The following is a 21,664-nucleotide window of genomic DNA, read 5'->3' as shown; positions in this document are numbered from 1 at the left end:
CGGTCGCCCACTTATCCAAGGAGCGTCACCGAGTTTTCAGATCCACCCGATCACCCACTTATCCAAGGAGCGTCACCGAGTTTTCAGATCCACTCGATCACCCACTTATCCAAGGAGCGTCACTGAGTTTTCAGATCCACTCGATCGCCCACTTATCCAAGGTGTGTCACCGAGTTTTCATATCCACTCGATCGGTCCCCTCTCCCTGTGGGAGAGGGTTAGGGTGAGGGGCCTCTCTTCGGGGTAAATGCCCTCACCCGGTTGTGTATTATTTTTTTCCTCGGCTATATTCCAATGCCAAATCGGTCAGCTTGGCTCCCGGTGGTGAACGACCATTGAGCCGCTTGAGTTCGCTAAGCGTGACGTAGGCCTGCGCGGGTGCAGCCAATGGCTCCGTAGCTGCGGGCTGGGCCGATAACATCCGATCCAACGTACAGAGCTCAATGCCCTGTACCGCCAGCTTTGGCAGATAATCTGCCTGAGGGGCGTTTTCCCCTGCGCGGCTCAGGCCTTTCAGCTGATTTAATTCGCTGTTCGGGTTGCAGTTATAATCCAGTGCCATAATTGGCCTACCGCTCATCCGGGCCAGATGAATAAACCGCGCAGCGTCAGACAGCAATAAACCGTTGGCCACTTCTGCCGCCGTCGCGAAATCGAGAAAAGGAATGAATATTCGGTCAATATTATCCAGTGCGCCGGTTTGACTGATTTCCGTCAGCGAAGTTATTGGCCCTAGTTGGCTCCAATCTGCTTCTGCGTGAAACTGCCGGGCATTATCGCTAAACAGGATCACCGGCGAGAATGCCTGGCAGTGCTGTAAGCGTGCGCGGATAATCTCGTGATAGCCATCCGCTGCGGTTAACAGCACCAACGCCCGTGGCCGCATCCGTGCGAGCACTTCACTGACCAAGTTATCGATGATTTCACGCTGCATCATATTTGCCGCCTTAGGGAACGATAACCACGTTGTCACCGGAAGCCAGCCCGGCGGCGTTGGCTTCATCGGTATCAATGTGCAGTTCCAGAGCAAAGCTGGCTTTGATCCGCACGATGACTTCGTCAAAGATCAGCCCACGTATGCCTGCCGCTTTCACCCGCACCTTCTGCCCGTTCTGCACGCCCAGTCTGGCGGCATCCTGCGGATTCATATGGATATGGCGCTGGGCACAAATCACCTGTGAATGCAGCGAAACGTAGCCCGCCGGGCCAGCCAGCATGGCGTCACCGGAGGCGTTCAGATTGCCGGATTCGCGTACCGGAGCCTTCAGCCCCAGGGTAAAGCAGTCCGCCTTGGAGATTTCCAACTGAGTACATTCGCGCGCAGGCCCCAGCACCCGCACCTTGGAGAGAGAGCCTTTTGGGCCGACGATCATCACGCACTCTTTCGCGGCGAACTGCCCCGGCTGGCGTAGCTCTTTGCATGGCGTTAGCCGATAGCCCGCACCAAACAGCTTTTCAATATCCTGCTGCGACAGATGGACATGCCGGTTAGAGACCCCAACCGGGATGGCGATGCCGGTGGGAGAAGCATAGTTCTCTGCCAGGTTATGGCGGATCCTTTCCAGTAACGACTCATTAAACATACTGTTATTCCTACCCGATCTCAGAAGCTGTACGGTTATTTAGACTCTTTCTTGCCGCCGGTGCGTGCGGGTTTGTTGTCGGCAACAGGGGCTTCGACTACCGGCGCTGCGGCCTCTGCCTGCGGGGCGGCCACTTCTGCTACTGGCGCAGGCGTTTCTTGCTGTACTTTGGCCGCTGGCGGCGTAAGCTCCTTGCCTTTCAGCCCTGTCAGCAGCGCGACAACCTGTTTTTCCGGGCGGGCAATCACCAACTGGCCTTTGATAAACGCCGGTTGTTTGATCACTGCCACACCGTTGTCGATGGCGGTTTTCACCGCGCTGATTTCACCGGCAAAGAACACGCTAACCAGGCCAGAACCAATCTTCTTGTACCCAAGGACCGTTACCGCTGCGGATTTACAGGCCGCATCGGCCGCGTGGATCGCGGCGGTCAGGCCATAGGTTTCAATCACTCCCAGGCTTAAGTTCATCTCAATCTCCTTAGTGCCTTACCAGGCGGATATCAAAGTCAATGCGCTGGAAAAAAGCCGCCAGTTGGTCCAGTTCTTCATTGCTGTAACTTGGGTCGTCTTTGACCGGATAGATCATGTCGAGCCGCTGGTATTTGTTTTTACCCATTTGGTGATAAGGCAAAACGTCGATGCGGCTGATATTGCCTTTGCGTGCCAGGGCCATGACATAGTCAATGGCACCGGTGATGGCATCGTAAGAATCGTTATAGCCGCGTACCAAAGGCATGCGCACCACGATATGGCTGCCCAGTTCCACCAGGCGCTCCAGGTTTCTTTTTACGCCCTCGTTGCCAACGCCAAACAACGCTTTATGCCGTGCGCTATCGATATGCTTGATGTCGAACAGGAACATATCGGTGCAGGTCGCCAGCTTTTCATAATTGGCTAAAGTGGTGGTGCCATTGGTTTCGATGGCGGTGTTGATCATCTGTTTTTTGCATTCGGTCAGCAGCGCGGCCGCAAAGTCGGTTTGCAGGCTCAGTTCGCCACCGCCCAGGGTGACGCCACCGCCAGAGGCATGATAGAAATCGACGTCCTGCAGGATGATATCCATCAACTCCTGCACCGTGACGTCCTTGCCCATGATGTCCAGCGCGCCGGAGATGCAGACTTCTTCGCATTTGCGGCAACCGATGCAGTCTATGTTGCGATCGAGGTGGTGCTTGAGATCGCCTTGTGCGTTTTGGCGCTGGGAATGGATTCCCACCGGGCAGACATCAACACATTGCCCACAGTCAACGCACTTATCATGTGAATACATCACCTGGAAATTGCTGGTGAGCCCCTCGGGGTTGGCGCACCAGGCGCAGAGGATGTTACAACCTTTGAAAAAAATCAGGGTGCGAATACCGTCTCCGTCATAGATCGAGTATTTCTGGATATTGAATATCCGGCCCTTTTTCTCCAGCGTGTTATCCATACTATTTTCCCCTTTCTTCGAAGGCTGATGGGATAAGACATCCCTGTCTTATCCAAGGCTAAAGTCAGAACTTCTCAATGACCGTACGGCTGATGATTTCGTCCTGAACTTCTTTGCACAACTCGACGAAGTAGGCGCTGTAACCGGCCACGCGGACGATCAGGTCGCGATATTTCTCTGGCTCCACCTGCGCCTGCTTCAACACTTCGTTATCCACGTAGCTGAACTGCATCTGCCCGTTGCCCAGAATGGATGCGGTACGCAGCAGGGTGATCAGCCCGTTCTTGCCTTCCGGGGTATCGAGCAGCCCTTTGAGGAACTTGAAGTTGTGCACCATGCCGATGTTCATGGTTTCCACGTTCATCTTGCTGACGGACTTGATGATGGCGGTTGGGCCCTGCTTGTCCGCGCCCTGCGTCGGGCTGATCCCGTCGGAGAGCGGCATCCAGGCCAAGCGGCCGTTTGGCGTTGCGGCGGTCAGTTCACCGATCGGCGTGTTGTTGGAAATCGACAGGGTGCCGTGGCTCAGCGTGGAGTAGAGCATCTTGTACTTGCGGCACTCGCGCTCGGTCCATTCGGTGATGTCCAGCGCGTACTGATCGACCGTGTCATCGTCGTTGCCGTACTTCGGCGCGTTCAGACAGTCGCGGCGCAGTTGTTCAAAGCCTTCAAAGTTGGCCAGCAGCGCGTCACGGATCTGCTCCAGGGTGTATTTGCCATCCTGATACACCAGCTTGCGGATCGCGGCCATGGAGTCGACATAGGTCGCCAGGCCGGAGAAGATCAGCCCTGGGCCGTGGTTGATCACCGCGCCACCGGCGGCCACGTCTTTACCCTGTTCCATACAGCCTTCCACCAGCAGCGACATCAGCGGTTTTGGTGCTACGTCACGGTGCACACGCTGGCTGATCACGGTACCGATAGCCGACAGTTTGATGATGTGCGCGATCTGCGCCTTCACCGCATTATCGAACTCTTCGTAGGTTTTCAGAGTGCTCAATTCACCGGTATCCAACCCTTGATAGCTGTCGAACAGCACCATGCGGCCACGGTTGAGCACGAACTCGATGGCGATCGGCCACTGGGTATAACCGGTGGAGGTCCACTGATAGATGCGGCCGGATTTTTGCGGCTCTACGCAGCCCATCAGGCAGTAGTCGCGCGCGTCTTCAAAGTCGAAGCCCTTGCGCAGCATCATCTTGATGTGCGAATCATCAAAGTGGCAGGCCGGGAAGCCCATACCCGCTTTCACCACGTCGACGATCTTCTCCATGTACTTCTGCGGTGACTGGTTATGGATACGGCAGGCCAGCGACGGCTGGTACACTTTGACAAAGCGCACGGCGTCCATGATCAGGTAGGTCAAATCGTTACAGGCATCGCCGCCGCTGCGTTTCTGCCCGCCGATGGTCAGGTTGATAAACGGCTGGTAACCGGCGAAGTACTTGGCGCCCAGTTCGCTGGACATCCACATCAGTTCGGCACACTTGATGATGAAGGCCTGCAACAGTTCCAGCGCCTGTTCCTGCGTCAGGCGGCCAGAGGCGATATCGGCCTGGTACATCGGGTAGCAATACTGATCCAGACGGCCCAGCGACAGCCCGGTCTGGTTCTCTTCCACTTCAAACAGCGACTCCACCGTCCAGATGCTTTGCAGCGCTTCTTGCAGGGTCTTCGGTGGGTTGGCAGGGACGTTCTCGTTGGTTTCTGCGATGGTCAGCAGCTCGGCACGGCGTGCCGGGTCTTGCTCTACTGCTGCCAGTTCACGGGCCTTGTCCGCGATGCGCTTGGCATAGGCCACCACGCCGTCACAGGTTTCAATGGCCGCTTTGTAGAAGTAGATCTTGTCGATATCCGCCGGGTTTTCCATGCTCAGCGCCGCGAGGTGCTGCTGGGCATCGGCCTTGATGCCGTTCATCCCTTTGGTAAACAGCAGGATGTCGTAGCCTGGGCAGGTGTCGCCGCCGCCGTTAATCTGGTGGTAGGAAAGGTCGCTGACAAAGGTTTCGCCGCTGAAGGCCCAAACGCCCGCTTCGCGGTACTGTGCTTCACAGATCTCATCGAGCGAACGGCCTTCCCAGAACGGTACGATCTCTTCACGGATCGTCTTCTTGTCGGCCTCGGAGATAACAAATGGATCCTGCGGGCGGGTGCCCATGGTGTCCAGTTCGTCACGCACCCAGCGCCAGGCGATATCCGGTGAGAACGCCCCGGCACGCGGTTTGCCGCACGGATGGCCGACGATCAGCTCATCTTGCTGGATCAGGATTGGCGCGGTTTCACAGGCGGCGCGGAAAGACTTGGCGCGCAGCAGAATGGTTGGCAGACCCGGGTTGTTTTTCGCCATCTCGGTAAAGGTGATGGCGCGATAGATAGAGACGCTAGGGCGAGCATCGAGGTAGTTGTCACGCAGGCGTTGCAGGCGCGGCGTCAGCCCTTCCATCAGTTTGTGCGTTGCCACGTCTTGCGCGGAGGCCGCCACGAACGGGGCCGATGGCGCAGTGTACTGCGGGCGAGCACCTGCCTGGCCAGCAAACAGTTTTACCTGCAGGTTGCTGTTGAGCGTCATCAGATTGCTGCGGGCTGCCAGCAACATAGCGGACAGATCGTTGATCACCAATGCCGGGTCGTCGAGGCGCACGCCGTGCAGCATGGCGTCAAACATCGGATAGCCATCCAGCTCACGTGGTGCGCGCACTTCGGAAAGCTCGCACAGTTTCAGCCACAGGCACTCAACGATTTCATAAGCCTGCTCCGGCGTTAGTACGCCACGGGTGATGTCTTGTTGATAGAAGCTGTACAGCAGCTTGTCGAAGCCGCCTGGATAAACCGCGTAGCTGCCGTTTTCCAGATGCAGCGCCAACTGGAAGAAGTAGAACGACTGGCAAGCCTCTTTAAAGCTGCTGGCCCCGTAAGCCGGGACTTTCTTCAGCATGGCGGCTGCTTCTTGTAGCTCCGCCTTGCGGTACGGATGGTTTTCTACCGCCGCCATGTTTTCGGCCTTGCTGGCCAGTTTCTGCGCCAGATGCATCGCCGCATTGCAGGCGTAGATCATGGCGCGGCATTGGTTGACCTCGTCCAGCCCGGAACGGCTGACGGCGCTGCCGATGCTTCTGGCGCGGTCTTCCATTTCGGCCTCGATGGCGAACAGCCCTTTGGTTATCACCGCCAGATAGTCTGGTGAGGTCTGGCCAAAGGCGGTGAAGGCCGAAGGACTGCGCAGTTCGCTTTCGCTGTGGAACACGGCGGCGCGCGGTGTGGAGGATTGGCTGCCGATGATCAGCTCATCGGGGCCGATGTAGCCGGGCAGTTGCTTGACCAGCTCATTGAACAGCTTGGCATTCTTGACCAACTGCGGCATGCCGGCCACATCGCCACCCAGCGTTTCCAGAATGGCGGCACGTTCGGTGCTGATGGTGCTGTTTTGGGATAAGAGTCTTTCTGCCAGCAGTTTTACGCGTGGCGTCAGTGAATAATGGGCCATGTTCAAATCTCTCCTGATGTCCTGCGGCTTTCACACAAATTGGCAAAATCCGTTGACTGTAATGAGTGCGTTATTGAAGCTGTACCGGGCCGCCGCTGTAGGCGAGGCGGTACAGTTTCTCCAAATCTGCCGCGTTAACGTCGCGCGGGTTGGTTGGCGTGCAACTGTCGTGCAACGCCTGCGTGGCCAGTTCGCCAAGGCAAACCTGGAAGCGGTGTTCCTCCACCCCTGCCGCTTGCAGGTTGGCCGGTAGCTGCATTTCCTGTTTCAGCGTTTCGATCGCCACCAGCAGGCTATTGACGCCATCGCGTACCGAGGTGCTTGGCAGCCCCAGTAGGCGCGCCAGGGCGGCATATTTGTGCGCGGCCGGGGTGTCGCAGTTGCCGTCAACGTCGGCATTGAAGGCGACCACCGAGGTCATCAGCAGCGCATTGGCTCGGCCATGTGGGATACCAAACATGCCGCCGAGGGCGTGCGCCAGGCTGTGGGTGATACCCAACGATGCGTTGGTGAACGCCATCCCGGCCATGCATGAAGCGTTATGCATTTTCTCCCGCGCAGGCAGATTGCTGCCCTGTTGGTAGCAGGTCAGCAGGTGGCCGAATACCATCTGCACCACTTTTTCGGCCATCGCATCGCTGAAGTCACTGGCCTTGCGGGAGACGTAGGCCTCCAGGGCATGACACAGCACATCCATCCCGGTATCGGCGGTAATGCTGGCTGGCACCGACTTCACTAACTGAGGATCGAGGATGGCGATATCGGGCAGCATGAACTCGTCCACCAACACCAGCTTTTGGCTGCGGGACTTGATCACCGAGAAGCTGGTGACTTCGGAACCGGTGCCGCTGGTGGTGGGGATGGCGACAAAACAAGGCTTGCTACGGCCGCTGTCTTTACGGCAATGCCACAGCGCAAACATCACCGCCTTGGCGGCATCGATGACCGAGCCGCCGCCCAAAGCAATCATCAGGTCCGGGTAGTCGTCATCCATCAGCTTCATGCCGCTGACGATGGCGGAAATATCCGGGTCTGAGGCCACCTCGTCATACTGACGGCAGCGGATCTGTTGCTGTTGGAGCAGGCTGGTTACCCGCTCGGCCAAGCCAAACTTCACCATCGCCTGATCGGTGACCAAAAACGCCGAGCGTCCAGGCAAGCTGCTCAGCGCGAGCAGCGCATCCTCACCGAAATGGATTTTTGGCTTAATCAGAAACTCATTCATGCCTACTTCCTCTTAACGCTCCCGGTGAACCTTCTCGACAATGGCAACGATCGACATGGCCTTGTAGCGGTCTTTACTCAGTGCGAAATACTCTTCCACCAACACCAGATCGTTTTCACCGGCCCCGACGCTGTCGACGGCGACGTAGGTACGATCTTTGATGGCTTCCAGGTCGTCACCCAGCGCAGTGACCAGCAGCAGGTTACTGCCGCGTAGTTCGTCACTTTTCTGTGTGGCCACCACATGGCCGGTTACCTTTGCGAGGATCATGTTTTCACCCTTGTTTGATGTGTTACCGGGACAGGCGTCCAAGCACTTCAGTAATGATCCGTTCGACGTTTTCTTCGGTGATGTCATTGGCTGCGGCGTTAACCACTGCGCGGGTGACCGCCCCGAAACGATCGTCGCCCTGGGCATACAGCGGTGCCGGTGCGGCCTGCGGGATTACCGCCGCCGTTGGAGCTGCAAAGCGGTTATCGTCGAAGATGCTGGTGCTATGGTTGGTTGGCGCGCTGCACGGCTGAGCTGCGGGTTGTGGTTGGCGCAGATCCTCGATGCTACGAACGCCATAGCCGACTTTACGTACGTTCAGCAGGTTCATCGGGCCGACGTTGTCCGAGCTGGAGCCGCCACCAACGGCACCGCAACCGAGCGTTAACGCAGGTATAAGATTCGTGGTTGCGCCAATGCCTCCAAGCGCGGCGGGCGTATTGATCAGGATGCGGTGCACCGGTTTCTGTAGCGCAAACTCGCGGATCACCTGCTGGTTCTGGGTGTGGATGACCAGCGTATGCCCCAGGCCTTCGTTGGTGAGTAACTCCACCACGCGGTCACAGGCGCTCATCCAGTCTTCTTCGATGTACAGCCCCAGCACCGGGCAGAGTTTTTCACGGGCGTAAGGGTTTTTACGCGAGACGCTGTTTTGCAATGAAATCAGCACTCTGGTGGTTGCAGGTACGCAGAATCCGGCGCGTTCACTGAGGTAGATGGCGGTTTTGCCCACCACTTCAGGATTAATCATGCCGTTCGGGCGTAACAGGATATTGGCCAGGCGGGCAGATTCATCGTCGTTCATGAAGTAGCAGCCCTGAGCCAGCAACTCGCGGTGTACATCCTGATAGATGCACTTTTCCACGATGATCGACTGCTCAGAGGCGCAGATCACGCCATTATCGAAGGTCTTGCTGGTGATGATGTCTTTCACCGCCTGCTGGATATTGGCGCTGCGTTCGATAAATGCCGGGCCGTTGCCTGGGCCACCGCTGATGGTTGGCGTGCCGGAGCTATAGGCCGCACGAACCATGCCTTCGCCGCCAGTAGCCAGGATCAGCGCGACGTCTTTGCTGTGCATCAGAGCTTTGGTGGCTTCCAGCGTCAGCTGGGTCAGGCCGTCAACGATACCCGCAGGGGCACCGGCCTGGAGCGCGGCCTGCTTGACGATCTCAATCGCCCGCTGGCTGCACTGGCGCGCATTAGGGTGCGGGGAGAAAATAATGGCGTTCCCGGCCTTCAGCGCGATCAGCGTTTTATAGAAAATGGTTGAGGTTGGGTTGGTGGACGGTACCAGGGCGGTAATAACCCCTAACGGGACGCCCACGTCCATCACTTTATTCTGCTGGTCGTCACGAATAATACCGACGGTTTTTAAATCCTTAATATGCTCAAAAACTTTTTCAGAGGCGAAAATGTTTTTTAACACCTTGTCCTGCCAATTGCCGAAGCCGGTTTCTTCATGGGCCATCTTCGCCAATTCTTCGGCATGCCTGGCCGCCTCGCTAGCAATATGTTTAATAATGCCGTCGATCTTTTCCTGTGAATATTTGGCAAACAGCAACTGTGCCTGTTTGGCATTTTTAATCAGCGTGCGAGCTTGCTGAATGGATTGTAAATCCGGATCTAATGTGGTCATTAGTCTATTCCCCTGAATAGGAGTTTAATTTTTTACTTGCTGCAATCGGGTAGAGTACTTATCTGCCACCGCCGGTAATCAGGCTGAATTACGCCTTATGCTGTGAGGCGATTTTCTCAATATCATTATGTGGGCGTGCAATAACCCGGGATGAAATCACTTCGCCAATTCGGCTGGCGGCTTCAATACCGGATTCCACCGCAGCGTTAACGGCACCCACATCGCCTTTCACCATCACGGTGACCAGGCCGGAGCCGACGTTTTCATAGCCAATCAGTTCAATATTGGCGGCCTTACACATGGCATCGGCGGCTTCGATGGCGGGCACCAACCCTTTGGTTTCGATCAATCCGAGTGCATCTTTCATCAGTGAATTCCTTGTTATTCGGTGATTTTGTACTGCGAGATGATTTTCTGGATATCGTTATGCGGGCGGGCAATGACCAGTGAGGTAACCACTTCACCCACGCGTTTGGCCGATTCGATACCGGAATCCACCGCCGCCTTGACCGCGCCCACGTCGCCTTTCACCATCGCGGTAACCAGGCCGGAACCGACGTTCTCATAGCCGATCAGCTCCACGTTGGCCGCTTTGCACATCGCATCGGCGGCTTCAATACAGGCCACCAGCCCTTTGGTTTCAATCAATCCTAATGCGTCACCCATGATCCGTTCTCCTTGATGCGTTGTTTACGCTTTATGCTTAATCACGATTTTGTTGATGTCGTTGTGTGGGCGGGCGATAACCAGTGAAGTCACTACTTCACCCACGCGTTGTGCGGATTCCACGCCGGAATCGACGGCGGCTTTTACCGCACCGACGTCACCTTTCACCATGGCGGTGACCAGGCCGGAACCGACGTTTTCATAGCCGATCAGTTCGACGTTGGCCGCCTTGCACATGGCATCCGCCGCTTCAATACAGGCCACCAACCCTTTGGTTTCGATTAAGCCTAATGCATCACCCATTGTTGTTTCCTCCACAAAGCCGGTTTATGAGTTGTCATCTGCTGTGCCGTTCGGCCATGAGGGGATCAAGGTTTCCGACGGCTAAGGGCACTATACCCCTCCGGTGGTTATTCAAAATATAAATTCATTAATCGATATCTATTTAGTTTTTTGTTCTGATGATAAGCCTCTATTTATCCTCTGTTTATCTGTTTGCTCTGATAATCAGCCCGAGAATAGTTCTGCTCCCTGGCAAGAAATGGCGGGTTTTGGCATTCACTTAAGAGCGGAAAATAATGTTAAATCTATGGTGTCCAAATGGGTTTTTTAGGTAGCGGAGGGGCTTGTAGACTGTGGAGTAGCGCAGGTTTTTGCCGTGGCTATTTGAGTAGCTTCACGTGCTACATATTGACCGCCGTTGTTACTGATATCACCGTACTAGCTCCCTCTCCTTTTTGGGGAGAGGGTTGGGGTGAGGGGGAAATAGCGATCGCCGAATAACCGGTAGGCATTATGACTATCAGGGGGGTTTTAGGGGTAATGAGAGGCAGGCCAGAGGCTTATGACAAGGCGGAACAGCTTTGCTGGGAAACGGGCGCTACTCTAACTGGCTGCCGGGTTTCAACGCGCAGATAAACAGTGGGGAGTTGATCGAACTGAGCAGCACGGTGTCGGCATTGATTTTCCCCATTGCCAATTGCAGGCCGTCGTGGCTGTCTGACATTTCCCGCATAAAGTAATCGAAGATCACATCGGGTGATTGATCGATAGAGGACTTGCTGGAAACCCAGCGGTTGATCTGATAATAGCGGGCGCCGGGGGAAACGCGCTTGCTGGTATAATCAAACTGTACGTAGCGTTGCAAATAAAGCCAGCCTGCCTCCGAGTCTGAATATCCTTCCACCACGATGGAACCTTTACCTTTGGCATTAAAGTTAAAGTGAATATTGACGTTAACGGATTCAGTGATGGTGTCTTCAAAATGCATAATGGCTTTGGTTGAGCAGTTTAAAACATCATCGCGCCGGATAACATTCTGCTTAACGGTGATAAATAGCGAGACCAGTAACAATATGATAGAGACGGCAAACAGCCTTCTCCCCCAGCCCATTGTTTTCATAATTTATTTCCATGAATAATAAAAATAGTTATCGCAGTAGCTGAATGTATTATCTTGATGTTTGGCACAGTGTGCGAGAAACGTCCGTCCTAAACCGTTGGATTGCAGCTTATCACCATAAAAGAACAGAAAACGTTCGTCTTTATCATACTTGATGTTCTTTTTTTCTTTGACGGCAATAAAGTTTTTCAGGTAATTCTCGCGCATTCTTGGATTTATCATGGTGTCGGTGGATAACACCTCAATGGGGTCCTGCGCGACGGGGGTGAAGGTGAGAGGGGTCAGGCTACCGTTGTTACTCCACGACCAGCCGATCAGCGCGATGGCCAACAGCGATATCATCGCCCCGGCATAACCCCAGTAGCGATCGTTGCTGGTGATGACCGCCGCTACCGGCGTTGGTTCTGGAGCCATCTCGGCAGAGGATTCATGTTCGCTGGCATGTATCACCGGATGCACCAAGGAATCATCGATCACCTCGATCGTCAACTCTGGGTTGATTTCCAGCCGGCCCCGGGCCACGGTGACGATCACGTTCTCAATGCCATAACGGCGGAAGGCTTTGCGCAGGATGCTCAGGTACTGGTTCAGGTTGCTGTTGGAGGACATCAGCCCGTTGTCGTCCCAGACCCGCTGCATCACCGTATCGCGGCTGATCACGCCAGGATGCTGGATCATGAAGAACAGCAGGGCGTTGGCAGTGATGGTGAGCTGGCTATCTGACTTGCCGCCGTCGTCCAGCTTTAGCGAGCCTTCGGTGGCGTCATAAATAAGAAAGGCATTAATTTTGTATTTCATTATCGCCCCTGGGTGATTGGCTGCCCGCGAACCGCGGAGGTTAAAGCTCCTCGAAGGTCATTGCCGCCAGCCTCGTCACCAGTGCAAGTCGCTCTTCCGGCGTCATAGTGACTCCTTCCGTGAGTTCAGATAGCCATAGGCCGTCTGCACCATAGCGCACCAGGTTACCTACGTAGCTGCGATCCAGTTCATCGGCGTTGGCCAGATGTTGCAGCACCCAGTCCCGCCAGCATTTACGCAACACCATTTCATGCGGCATGGCCAGCGACAGCAGGGCCAATTGACGGCTGGTGTCGCTTTCACTGATACCTGCCAGGTACATCAGATAGGCCCGGGAGAAGCGCCCGCGTGGGTTATCGTCCTCGGCCATTAGCGCCATAATGCCACGATCCATCACGGCCAGCAGGCGAATAAACAGCGCGTGGATTAGCTCCTGCCTGCCGGGAAAGTGGTGCAGCAGCCCGCCTTTGCTGACCCCTGCCTGTTTGGCGACGGCGTTTAACGACAGCGCGGCAATCCCATCTTTGGCTGCGATGATACTAGCGGCTTCCAGCAGCTGCTCTTGCAGCCGTTCCGGGTCTTTTTTGCGATGCACGTGGGTATTCATGCGGCGATCATACCGACCAGTCGGTATGTCATTTTTGATCGAGGTCAATCCGCTTCCCCTAAAGGTCAGACCAATCTTGAATAATGATAGGTAGGTCAAACTATTTTATTTATCAAGTAATTAGGAAAGTTTTTGCTAGCTTAATTGAAACGTGGGATAGGCGTGGAAGTTAATTTATGGCACGTGCGGTTCCCTCTCCTTGTGGGAGAGGGCCAGGGAGAGGGGCGTTTACAACAACCAATCCAGTATCAGGACACCGACCAGACTGATCGCCCAGGCTAGGGTGGTGGGTACTGACCAGACCATCATCTGCTGCTTCACGTCCTTAATCCCCATCATCCGGTTGACGACCCAAAACATGCTGTCGTTAAAGTAGCTGAAGAACAGTGCGCCCATGGTGGCGGCCTGCGCGGCAGCGAGCATATTGACGCCGGGCAACTGGCTAACAATGGGAGCTGAGATGGACGCTGCGGTGATCATGGCAACGGTGCCCGACCCCTGTATCAAGCGCACCAGCGTAGCGATAAAGAATGGGATCAATACCGGGGACAGCGGCAGATTGGCGACGTGCTGCGCCAGCAAGGTGCCGGTGCCACTTTCACGTAATACCGCCCCTAGCGCGCCACCGGCACCGGTCACCAGCAAGATAATCCCGGCGGCCTGCAAGCCTTCCTCCAGCCGCTCCAGCGTCTCGTGCTTGTCGACCTTGGGCATCAGGGTGTAAACCGCCAGCAGGACGCTGATGGCCAACGCAATCACCGGTGCACCGAGGAAGGCAAAGGCTTGTCCCCACAGGCTTTCCCCCAGCCAGGACATTCCTTCAGCCTTGGCCAGCATAGTGTTCACCGCATTGATAAAGATCAGCACGATGGGGGTGATGATTGGCAGCAGCGATAGCGTTAAGCTCGGCAGCACCTTGGCTTCTTTCTCAGCCAGATAGCGCTGGTGGGCGGCCCGTAGGTCTTCCGGCTCATCTTCCTGGTCTTCTGGTGTAAAATCCGGGTAATAGGTGCCGAGCCAGCGCGCATAGATCACAATGCCGATCACGCAGGGAATGGCTAACACCAGCCCGGCCAGCATCATAGCGCCGATATCCACGCCGAAAATCCCCGCCACCCCTAATGGACCCGGTGTTGGGGGCACTGCGTGATGGGTAATGATCAGGCCACCTGCCAAGGCTACGCCGAGTGTCAGAAGATTGCGTTTACCCTTCTTGGCCAGTGCCTTGACCAACGGATAAAGGATGACGAAGGCCGAATCGACAAAAATCGGGATGCTGACGATATAGCCGGTGATCGCCAACGCCCACTCCTCGCGCTTTTTACCCAGCCACTTGATAAAGCTGAAGGCGATCTGCTCCGCCGCGCCGGAAACCTCCAGCACGCGGCCCATCATCACCCCCAGGCCAATAACAATCCCGATACTGTCGAGCGTGCTGCCAAACCCTTTGGAGATGGTATCCACCGTCTGCATGGCGCTCAGCCCGCCGCTGATCCCGGCGATGGAGGCCGCTGCCAGCATGGCGATCAGCGCATGAACCCGCGTGCGTAACACCAGCCACACCAGCACGAACACGGCCACTGCCAAACCAATGATGGGAGTATAAAGTGCCATAATCATTTCCCGGCCTGTGGCATCTCATCACGCATAAAGGCGCGGATGATCTGCTGGAAGTTCTCATCGGCATAGAACCCCAATGCCAATGCACGTTGTACATCGAAGTTGCCCGGCCAACTGGCGACAATGCGATTGATGGCTTCGTCCGGCACAAAGCTCACCTTGGCACGAGCCTGCTCACCGGCTACCTCCTCCAGTGCGGCTAGCATCTGCTCTACTGTGACGCTGATGCCGGGAAGATTGACGATGCGTGAGGTGCCGAACCGCGCAGCGGGCAGCGTGGCGGCATGGATAAAGTTGCGTACCACGGTGCCAGGGCTGGACAACCACAGTGCTAACTCTGGGGAGACCGGGCATACCGAAGGCTCCCCGTGCAGTGGTTCACGGATGATGCCGCTGGCAAAGGAGGATGCTGCCTTATTTGGTTTGCCGGGACGTACGCAGATGGTGGGGAGGCGCAACACCCGCGCATCAACAAATCCTTTGCGGGCGTAATCATTGATCAACAGTTCACACAGAGCCTTTTGCGCACCGTAGGAGGATTGTGGCTGCACGGCGCACTCATCGGTGACGGTGGCCGGAAGCTGGCCGCCAAACACCGCCAGCGAGCTGGTGAAGATAAACGTCATTGCCGGGGCATTGCGGCGGGCGGCTTCCAACAGTTGGCGAGTGGCGTCAAAGTTCACCTGCATCCCGAGATCGAAGTCGCTTTCCGCATGGCTGCTGACGATGGCGGCCAGGTGATAGAGCACGCTGCAATCGCTGTCGATCAGCCGATCGGCGGCATCGGGTTGAGTGAGATCGAGCGCCAGGCAGCGAACTCGCGGATCGGCTAGCGGGGCGTTAGGTTGTTGGATATCTGCCAGCACCAGTTCGTCAAAAGGTAGCGTATTGTCTTGCAGCAGCGCGGCAGCCAAGCGTTGACCCAAAAAACCTGCTCCGCCAGTAATGATGACCTTCATGGTTATATTCCTTTTTTTGTAGGGGTTGTTATCAGAGGTTGATGCTGTGCAGCCGCACGCCACGCTCTTGGAGTTGTTGCTGCGTTTCTGGCGGCAGGGCGGTATCGCAGATGATGTCGTCGAGCGCCGTCAGTGGGCAGACGCGAAACATGCCGTACTTGCCGTATTTACTGCTGTCGGAGACCAGCACCTTGCGCCGGGCCACGTCTAGCAGCGCCTGTTTCACCAGCACTTTCTCCTCGTGAGGGGTAGATAGGCCATGTTCTAAATCCCAGGAGCTGGTGCTGATAAAGGCCACGTCAATATTCAAGGTGCGCAATAGCATGGCGGCGCAGCTGCCGACGCAGGAATAGTTGCGCTGATCGACCCGCCCACCGGTGTGAAACAGGTTGAGCTGGGGGCGATTCATCAGGTGCTGGATAATGGAAAAATCGTTGGTGACTACGGTCAGGTTGAAGCGCTCGGCCAGTTGGCGGGCGATCTCGAAGCTGGTTGTGCCCGCGTCCAGATAGACCACCTGGCCATCTTCGACCAACCCGGCGGCATATTTGCCGATTGCTCGCTTCTGCCGGTGATGCAGTTGGGCCTTCTCTTTGTAGGCCAGTTCCTGGCGTAGCGCGTCACTCAGGCGCACGCCGCCACTGACGCTGATCACCTTGCCTTCTTCTTCCAGTTGATGGATGTCGCGCCTGACGGTCATATGTGAAACGCTCATCAACTCGGCCAGGGCCACGATGGTGACCAACTGATACTCATGTACATAGCGATAGATAAAATCGCGGCGTTCCGATGGGATCATCCTCAACTCCTGGTCGGTAGCGATGGTGCCGCTGGGTGGCTGTTATTTTTTGTTATGTTATTAATATTCAATCATTGGATTTAACAAATAAACGAGGGTTGTCACAGAAGGGTGGGTGGGGAGTTGTCGCGTTTATTGGTGTAAAATTATTTATATTCAATGTTTTGTGATTTTATTTCTCGCAAATGGGAGTCACAGAAGGTTGTGATGAAAAGTGTGAGGTGTAACAAAAAAGTGCAGGATGGTGGTGGGGCAGCAGAGTAGATTGGTTGATGACAGCCTACCTGCCCACAGCATAAAGTCTGCTTCTTGAAAAATTATCCAGCCACTCACAAATCGGCTCGGACGGCTCCCTCTCCCTGTGGGAGAGGGTTGGGGTGAGGGGCGTTCGCGTTCGCTGATGAACTCAATTTAGAGTAAGAAATGAGCAAGGTAAGCCGAAAAAATCGACGGGTGACGTTTTTTTCAACATTCAACTCGTTGAATGCTTGATAAGTGTTGCGCGAGGCAAGTGGGAAGGTATAATGCCCACGTTTTCCGCATACTACTTCAGTGCCGAAGTGGCGAAATCGGTAGACGCAGTTGATTCAAAATCAACCGTAGAGATACGTGCCGGTTCGAGTCCGGCCTTCGGCACCATTAGTCAGTACGCAAATCAAGTCGCCTTCGAGCGGCTTTTTTTGTGCCTGAAATTCAGTATTCGCAAGGCTTCTTGAGGTTTTTCAGACAACCTGATTCAATCAACATCAACTTAGGGTTTACGTACGAACGTCTGCAATTTGCTTTGCCACCGGATTGATTGAACGGAAAAACTCAGTGATTTCATTGCTAACCAGTGCTCAGTACTCTAGTAGAACAGTAGGCTAGGTGTCGTATGTTTGCTAGGGTTATCCATTCGCAACTCTAAATGCTTCAGACATTCGTTCCTGCTCCCGAAGAGATAGTCCCAAACCATCAGCAATTGTCCTCCATTGAGCCACGATCCCCATAAAGTTTTCAATAATTTCATCGGCCTGCGTCAAGCTCAAACGGAAATATTCAGCGACTTCACGTGCCAGTTCGAGATCTAGTGCATTATCTGCTTCGGTGATATTAAGCTTTAGGCCGTCAGACCAGGGAACGGGGTTCATATCGTAGGCTTCAGAAAGCCGCCAGCCTTTACCAGGGACCAAAATGAAGCCATGATTGCGTAGGTGATCATCGGTGTTAGAGACAAGAATATTGAAAACAATCCTTGACCAGAGTTCTTGCAGGTCGGTTTTTGTTTGTGCGCCATGTCTTATCAGGACGTCTGCAAGTTCAAGATAACTGACACCTGTAGAGGCATCATCACCATCTTGATGTCTGGTCATTGTCATGGCAGAAGCAAAATGAAGGCGCTGGCCGGATCCTGTACGGTCGAACCGACGGACCATAAAGCAGTGGTAATCGCTGGCATATTTATGCGCTTGAGCTGTTGCGACGTTCAGCCCACAACCCACGGCGAGAGCATTGGCCACCATCTCCCAGCCGCCAACATCGTAATCATCTTTGGTGCTGGGAAATTTTGCGATATAGAGATGGCCATGCTTGTCCACGACACTTGCTTTGGGCCTTGCGCCACCTAGAGAACCACCCGGAGCAATGAGCATCCGCAGCCATTCCTGACCCTGTAGGGATGTATTGTCTGGATCATCTTCTAGTGCGCGGCTTGCCCTTTCTAAAGCGTGAATTTCGGTAAAGGGAGGAGCCGCTTCGTCAGCTCGGTTATCAAGAAATTCACCTTCATCATTAAGCTTGTAGCGTAGGGCCCCTACTCGATAAAGATCATGTACACCCAAGAGATAATTTGATTCGTATAGCCTGGTTCCTTCAGTTTGGATACCGGCACGAATATCCCGTTCAAGGCGACGCTTCATCAGTATTCGGCCCCAGCGATCGGGACTGGAGTCGCCAAATATGCCGAATTTATCCCGTGGGTGAGTGGGGTACTGGGCACCTTCGAATAAAAGAATTTCTGGATCAAGTTGCAAACGATTGAGGTCGGGATCGGCCAATGCTAGAGGGTCATACTGAAATTCAAATAACTCTCGCGTACGAGTTTGTCGGCTATGCAGGAAGCCAACTCGCTTTGGCCCGTGCATTCCATCCCAGTCTGCATATACCCCAATCATCGCCATCGTTAGCTCCCTTTGATTGACTTCTTCAATGGTTTTAGCAGAGCAACCAGATCGGCCGACGTTGTGCCTGTCGTTTTGCGGGCCGTATTGTTTGCTACGGAGCCAGCTTTTGTTGTTGCAGCTGCCTGTTTGTCTGATCTTTCGTACCTGTAGGCAACCTCAGGGCGCGGTTTTTTGTCTGCCGGTGATTTACTTGGTTTTGCCTTGGAAGTGAAAACGATCCCGCTCTTTATCAGCCGGGAATCCTGAAGTTGGCGACCTAGTTGATCTTCGGCGGCCAACTGATTCAGATCGTTTTCAAGCCCTAACACCTGCATGACAGATAAATATGCACCTATAGTAACGCCTGCTCCTCCTGCCTCAAGCGAACGCAGTGTCATTGGCGACATACCTGCCCGTTCTGCCACCTGTTTGGCCGTTAGTTTGCGCCGAAGACGCGCAAGTTTCAGCCGCTCACCAAAATCAGTCAGCAATTGGTTAGTTGTAGGAAGTAATGGTGCTGTTTTTTTCGCCATGATGTCAATATTTTATCTTTTTAGTACAGATTGCGCCATAATATTAGCATAATTTCGACATGAAGCAGCAAGGGGATGACGTGTGATACTAATATTTTTACTAAAAATGGTTTAAAACGCCAGAATATTAGCACTTTTGAAACTGCTTCGAAGGAGGGAAGGGGATTTGTACGTATTCACTGCCCCGTATCTGCATCGTCTATTTATGCAACGTCTGTGTTACCTGGGCTCTTATGTTCCTTGCAGATAGTCAACTCGTACTAAACGCACCCCGCTGAACCTCTGGGATGTCTAGCTTAAGGTTTGGCCCGCTTTCCAGCTTAGCCAGCAAGGATTATCATACTATCGAGACTACAGATCTAGAGAGTGTGCTATGCAACATATTATTGAAGGTTTCCTCAGTTTCCAGAAAGAGATTTTCCCGCAGCGTAAGGAGCTCTTTCGCAGCCTTGCCTCCAGCCAGAATCCTAAAGCGCTTTTTATTTCGTGTTCTGACAGCCGCCTGGTACCCGAGCTGGTAACCCAGCAAGATCCAGGGCAGCTTTTCGTTATCCGTAACGCAGGCAACATCGTCCCTTCCTTTGGCCCGGAGCCGGGTGGGGTGTCGGCGACCATCGAATACGCGGTTGTGGCGCTAGGCGTTACAGATATCGTGATTTGCGGCCACTCGAACTGTGGTGCTATGAAGGCTATCGCTTCTTGCCAGTGCCTTGACCCAATGCCTGCTGTTGCCCACTGGCTGCACTATGCGGACGCGGCCAAAGCGGTGGTAGAGAAGAAAACCTGGAATAGCGAAATCGACAAAGTTAACGCTATGGTTGAAGAGAACGTGATAGCCCAGCTAAATAATATTAAGACTCACCCGTCCGTTGCCGTTGGGCTGCGCGACAATGCACTACGCCTGCACGGCTGGGTGTACGACATCGAAAGTGGTGAGATCCGCACGCTGGATAAAAATACCAAGAATTTCATTTCGCTGGCAGATAACCCCGAGGTGTACTTCGAATAACAGATGCTTGGCTATGAGTGGGACCGCTCCTGGGCAGAAAACCAGGAGCCTTCTGCCTGGCGTCCTTATCTGCTATATTCGCCAGGTGGAAATTATTTAAGCAATCGGGGGTAGGTCGTTAATGGAAAACGAAGAACATATCAGTAACATTATAAAAACGCACCTCGAAGCGACATTAAACGATCTCGGGGAATTTATCTGGGCATATGTGGTGTTATCGAAAAAAGATATGTCCTGCATCTTTGGGGTAACCAACTATCCTGGTGAGTGGGTAGAGCATTATAAAGCCAACGGTTTACAGTATACCGATCCGGTGGTGATCACTGCGCTCAACCGCCTAACGCCTTTTTCCTGGGATGAAAATCTGATGACGGGGGGAGGGTTTCATTTTTCCGAACTCTTCGAGCGGGCCAGGAAATTTGGGCTGAATAACGGTTATACGTTTGTATTGCATGATTATAATAATAACCTGGTCACGTTATCTTTTATTCTTGCCCCTGAAACCAGAGCGGAATTAACCCAAACGCTGATCAAGAATAAAGGTGACATCTCTGTTTTACTGGCGTCAGTGCATGAGATCTATCTAACCCTGAATTCGCTGTCAGAAAAAAACGCCTCTCGCTCGGAAAAAAGCGCCCAATTTACCGAACGGGAAAACGAAATCCTCTACTGGGCCAGCGTGGGCAAAACCTATCAGGAGACGGGGATGATCCTGGGGATCACTACGCGTACGGTCAAGTTTCATATGTCCAACATCGTCAAAAAGCTGGGAGTCGCAAATGCCCGGCATGCAATACGTCTAGGTGTGGAACTTCAACTGATTAAACCGGTTAGTTGATTACAAAGAAGGCTCAGCCGCCAGCGGCCAGTCGTTCAGCCTGGTTTCGTCCGCCGTGCTGTACTTGCTGAATATCTTGGCTTTTAGCTTCCTCTGGCTCTCAGAGTCGACATGGCCGAGCAACAGATAGACCGGCTCATCTTTCTCGGAAACACCGGTTTCCAACACGGTGACATTCCAGCCGGAGGTTCTGATGATGTGCATCATCGGATGGCTGGCGACGGCAAGAATGCCATCATAGTGATGTTGCCGCGCGTAGTTAATCAGTGAGAGAAACAAAGCCATAGTGACAGGAAACTTACGGCCTAACAGCGAGTGGGTTCTTTCTTTATCCACGAAGAAACGCGTGGATTCAATGTAGTTGCCTTCTGGAATGTTGACATTGTTAAAGAATGAGGAGAATGTACTGTTCAACATATTTTGGTATTTCATATCTATCATCCTGGTTCCGCATATAATCATGCCGTTCTCCACGCCGAAAATATAATTGGTCTTGTCATTATCAAACTGATCGACCTCCTTGCCGTCAGAGCAGTCAACAGCCCATTGCAGTCTGTCTTTAAAGGTATTTTTTCTTAACATAAAGAGATCTTCAGATTTCTCATTGCTCATTGAAGCATAGTTAACGCTGTAAATATTAAACATAATGTCACCTGTGAA

General features: G+C 53.9%; 22 protein-coding genes and 1 tRNA gene. 3 read left to right on the top strand and 20 right to left on the bottom strand.

Annotated features, from left to right (window positions below; translation table 11 throughout):
- Positions 1–268 precede the first annotated feature (268 nt).
- The 17 genes from AC6HVW_RS18695 to AC6HVW_RS18615 all read right to left on the bottom strand — a co-directional run bounded on the left by AC6HVW_RS18695 (position 269) and on the right by AC6HVW_RS18615 (position 16,483).
- Positions 269–937: a hypothetical protein gene (locus AC6HVW_RS18695; RefSeq protein WP_071682421.1), complete on the bottom strand. Its 669-nt coding sequence runs from the start codon at positions 935–937 to the stop codon at positions 269–271.
- Positions 938–947: 10 nt separating this feature from the next.
- Positions 948–1,583 carry a phosphate propanoyltransferase gene (locus AC6HVW_RS18690; protein ID WP_071682422.1) on the bottom strand — a complete coding sequence of 212 codons (636 nt, stop codon included), beginning with the start codon at positions 1,581–1,583 and terminating at the stop codon, positions 948–950.
- Positions 1,584–1,618: 35 nt separating this feature from the next.
- Positions 1,619–2,053 carry a BMC domain-containing protein gene (locus tag AC6HVW_RS18685; protein WP_071682423.1) on the bottom strand — a complete coding sequence of 145 codons (435 nt, stop codon included), beginning with the start codon at positions 2,051–2,053 and terminating at the stop codon, positions 1,619–1,621.
- Between the two features lie 10 nt (positions 2,054–2,063).
- Entirely contained in the window at positions 2,064–3,014 is a 951-nt protein-coding gene (gene cutD / locus AC6HVW_RS18680) for a choline TMA-lyase-activating enzyme (protein WP_071682424.1), read from the bottom strand.
- 64 nt (positions 3,015–3,078) lie between these two features.
- The gene (gene cutC, locus AC6HVW_RS18675; RefSeq protein WP_368438778.1) at positions 3,079–6,498 is read right to left on the bottom strand and encodes a choline trimethylamine-lyase; all 3,420 of its coding nucleotides are present in this window, start codon (positions 6,496–6,498) and stop codon (positions 3,079–3,081) included.
- Positions 6,499–6,568: 70 nt separating this feature from the next.
- Positions 6,569–7,723: a 1-propanol dehydrogenase PduQ gene (locus tag AC6HVW_RS18670; protein WP_497569590.1), complete on the bottom strand. Its 1,155-nt coding sequence runs from the start codon at positions 7,721–7,723 to the stop codon at positions 6,569–6,571.
- A gap of 12 nt (positions 7,724–7,735) precedes the next feature.
- Positions 7,736–7,993: a EutN/CcmL family microcompartment protein gene (locus tag AC6HVW_RS18665; RefSeq protein WP_021179125.1), complete on the bottom strand. Its 258-nt coding sequence runs from the start codon at positions 7,991–7,993 to the stop codon at positions 7,736–7,738.
- Positions 7,994–8,015: 22 nt separating this feature from the next.
- The gene (locus AC6HVW_RS18660; protein WP_071682427.1) at positions 8,016–9,632 is read right to left on the bottom strand and encodes an acetaldehyde dehydrogenase (acetylating); all 1,617 of its coding nucleotides are present in this window, start codon (positions 9,630–9,632) and stop codon (positions 8,016–8,018) included.
- Between the two features lie 88 nt (positions 9,633–9,720).
- The gene (locus AC6HVW_RS18655) at positions 9,721–9,999 is read right to left on the bottom strand and encodes a BMC domain-containing protein (RefSeq protein WP_021179127.1); all 279 of its coding nucleotides are present in this window, start codon (positions 9,997–9,999) and stop codon (positions 9,721–9,723) included.
- Positions 10,000–10,013: 14 nt separating this feature from the next.
- On the bottom strand, positions 10,014–10,298 hold the full coding sequence (locus AC6HVW_RS18650; RefSeq protein WP_021807825.1) for a BMC domain-containing protein: 285 nt from the start codon (positions 10,296–10,298) through the stop codon (positions 10,014–10,016).
- A 24-nt stretch (positions 10,299–10,322) separates the two neighbouring features.
- The gene (locus tag AC6HVW_RS18645) at positions 10,323–10,601 is read right to left on the bottom strand and encodes a BMC domain-containing protein (RefSeq protein ID WP_004249182.1); all 279 of its coding nucleotides are present in this window, start codon (positions 10,599–10,601) and stop codon (positions 10,323–10,325) included.
- Between the two features lie 577 nt (positions 10,602–11,178).
- A complete protein-coding gene (locus AC6HVW_RS18640) occupies positions 11,179–11,700 on the bottom strand; it encodes a FidL-like protein (RefSeq protein WP_059199589.1) in 522 nt (173 codons plus the stop codon).
- A gap of 3 nt (positions 11,701–11,703) precedes the next feature.
- A complete protein-coding gene (locus tag AC6HVW_RS18635; protein WP_071682428.1) occupies positions 11,704–12,498 on the bottom strand; it encodes a winged helix-turn-helix domain-containing protein in 795 nt (264 codons plus the stop codon).
- A gap of 40 nt (positions 12,499–12,538) precedes the next feature.
- Entirely contained in the window at positions 12,539–13,105 is a 567-nt protein-coding gene (locus AC6HVW_RS18630; protein ID WP_021179131.1) for a TetR/AcrR family transcriptional regulator, read from the bottom strand.
- A 228-nt stretch (positions 13,106–13,333) separates the two neighbouring features.
- Positions 13,334–14,722, bottom strand: coding sequence for a GntP family permease (locus AC6HVW_RS18625; RefSeq protein WP_497569591.1), 1,389 nt, complete (start codon positions 14,720–14,722; stop codon positions 13,334–13,336).
- The gene (gene denD, locus AC6HVW_RS18620; RefSeq protein WP_071682430.1) at positions 14,722–15,684 is read right to left on the bottom strand and encodes a D-erythronate dehydrogenase; all 963 of its coding nucleotides are present in this window, start codon (positions 15,682–15,684) and stop codon (positions 14,722–14,724) included. Before denD ends, AC6HVW_RS18625 begins: the two co-directional genes overlap by 1 nt.
- A gap of 31 nt (positions 15,685–15,715) precedes the next feature.
- Entirely contained in the window at positions 15,716–16,483 is a 768-nt protein-coding gene (locus tag AC6HVW_RS18615; protein ID WP_071682431.1) for a DeoR/GlpR family DNA-binding transcription regulator, read from the bottom strand.
- A gap of 554 nt (positions 16,484–17,037) precedes the next feature.
- Here AC6HVW_RS18615 and AC6HVW_RS18610 point away from each other — a divergent pair.
- Positions 17,038–17,122: transfer RNA gene (locus AC6HVW_RS18610), tRNA-Leu, on the top strand.
- A gap of 248 nt (positions 17,123–17,370) precedes the next feature.
- Here AC6HVW_RS18610 and AC6HVW_RS18605 read toward each other — a convergent pair.
- Together AC6HVW_RS18605 and AC6HVW_RS18600 are read right to left on the bottom strand one after the other, a co-directional pair.
- Entirely contained in the window at positions 17,371–18,642 is a 1,272-nt protein-coding gene (locus AC6HVW_RS18605; protein ID WP_071682432.1) for a type II toxin-antitoxin system HipA family toxin, read from the bottom strand.
- Positions 18,643–18,644: 2 nt separating this feature from the next.
- On the bottom strand, positions 18,645–19,157 hold the full coding sequence (locus AC6HVW_RS18600) for a helix-turn-helix domain-containing protein (RefSeq protein WP_071682433.1): 513 nt from the start codon (positions 19,155–19,157) through the stop codon (positions 18,645–18,647).
- Positions 19,158–19,530: 373 nt separating this feature from the next.
- On the opposite strand from AC6HVW_RS18600, the gene AC6HVW_RS18595 reads away from it, so the two are divergent.
- On the top strand, positions 19,531–20,166 hold the full coding sequence (locus AC6HVW_RS18595) for a carbonic anhydrase (protein WP_021179138.1): 636 nt from the start codon (positions 19,531–19,533) through the stop codon (positions 20,164–20,166).
- A gap of 121 nt (positions 20,167–20,287) precedes the next feature.
- Entirely contained in the window at positions 20,288–21,004 is a 717-nt protein-coding gene (locus AC6HVW_RS18590; protein ID WP_021179139.1) for a helix-turn-helix transcriptional regulator, read from the top strand.
- Here AC6HVW_RS18590 and AC6HVW_RS18585 read toward each other — a convergent pair whose 3' ends face one another.
- Entirely contained in the window at positions 21,005–21,649 is a 645-nt protein-coding gene (locus tag AC6HVW_RS18585; protein ID WP_071682435.1) for an acyl-homoserine-lactone synthase, read from the bottom strand. It lies immediately after the preceding gene.
- Positions 21,650–21,664: the final 15 nt, after the last annotated feature.

It is taken from the genome of Serratia sp. NCCP-200, from assembly GCF_059697885.1.
The sequence above is the reverse complement of the archived record's forward strand: the minus strand, read 5'-3'. Positions and strand labels throughout refer to the sequence as shown.

Coding starts and splice junctions, on each gene's coding strand:
- AC6HVW_RS18605 (WP_071682432.1), bottom strand. CDS start 18,642: ATGGCGATGATTGGGGTATATGCAGACTGGGATGGAATGCACGGGCCA.
- AC6HVW_RS18640 (WP_059199589.1), bottom strand. CDS start 11,700: ATGAAAACAATGGGCTGGGGGAGAAGGCTGTTTGCCGTCTCTATCATA.
- cutC (WP_368438778.1), bottom strand. CDS start 6,498: ATGGCCCATTATTCACTGACGCCACGCGTAAAACTGCTGGCAGAAAGA.
- AC6HVW_RS18660 (WP_071682427.1), bottom strand. CDS start 9,632: ATGACCACATTAGATCCGGATTTACAATCCATTCAGCAAGCTCGCACG.
- AC6HVW_RS18690 (WP_071682422.1), bottom strand. CDS start 1,583: ATGTTTAATGAGTCGTTACTGGAAAGGATCCGCCATAACCTGGCAGAG.
- AC6HVW_RS18670 (WP_497569590.1), bottom strand. CDS start 7,723: ATGAATGAGTTTCTGATTAAGCCAAAAATCCATTTCGGTGAGGATGCG.
- AC6HVW_RS18655 (WP_021179127.1), bottom strand. CDS start 9,999: ATGAAAGATGCACTCGGATTGATCGAAACCAAAGGGTTGGTGCCCGCC.
- AC6HVW_RS18685 (WP_071682423.1), bottom strand. CDS start 2,053: ATGAACTTAAGCCTGGGAGTGATTGAAACCTATGGCCTGACCGCCGCG.
- AC6HVW_RS18615 (WP_071682431.1), bottom strand. CDS start 16,483: ATGATCCCATCGGAACGCCGCGATTTTATCTATCGCTATGTACATGAG.
- AC6HVW_RS18600 (WP_071682433.1), bottom strand. CDS start 19,157: ATGGCGAAAAAAACAGCACCATTACTTCCTACAACTAACCAATTGCTG.
- AC6HVW_RS18645 (WP_004249182.1), bottom strand. CDS start 10,601: ATGGGTGATGCATTAGGCTTAATCGAAACCAAAGGGTTGGTGGCCTGT.
- AC6HVW_RS18585 (WP_071682435.1), bottom strand. CDS start 21,649: ATGTTTAATATTTACAGCGTTAACTATGCTTCAATGAGCAATGAGAAA.
- AC6HVW_RS18665 (WP_021179125.1), bottom strand. CDS start 7,993: ATGATCCTCGCAAAGGTAACCGGCCATGTGGTGGCCACACAGAAAAGT.
- AC6HVW_RS18630 (WP_021179131.1), bottom strand. CDS start 13,105: ATGAATACCCACGTGCATCGCAAAAAAGACCCGGAACGGCTGCAAGAG.
- AC6HVW_RS18635 (WP_071682428.1), bottom strand. CDS start 12,498: ATGAAATACAAAATTAATGCCTTTCTTATTTATGACGCCACCGAAGGC.
- denD (WP_071682430.1), bottom strand. CDS start 15,684: ATGAAGGTCATCATTACTGGCGGAGCAGGTTTTTTGGGTCAACGCTTG.
- cutD (WP_071682424.1), bottom strand. CDS start 3,014: ATGGATAACACGCTGGAGAAAAAGGGCCGGATATTCAATATCCAGAAA.
- AC6HVW_RS18695 (WP_071682421.1), bottom strand. CDS start 937: ATGATGCAGCGTGAAATCATCGATAACTTGGTCAGTGAAGTGCTCGCA.
- AC6HVW_RS18590 (WP_021179139.1), top strand. CDS start 20,288: ATGGAAAACGAAGAACATATCAGTAACATTATAAAAACGCACCTCGAA.
- AC6HVW_RS18595 (WP_021179138.1), top strand. CDS start 19,531: ATGCAACATATTATTGAAGGTTTCCTCAGTTTCCAGAAAGAGATTTTC.
- AC6HVW_RS18650 (WP_021807825.1), bottom strand. CDS start 10,298: ATGGGTGACGCATTAGGATTGATTGAAACCAAAGGGCTGGTGGCCTGT.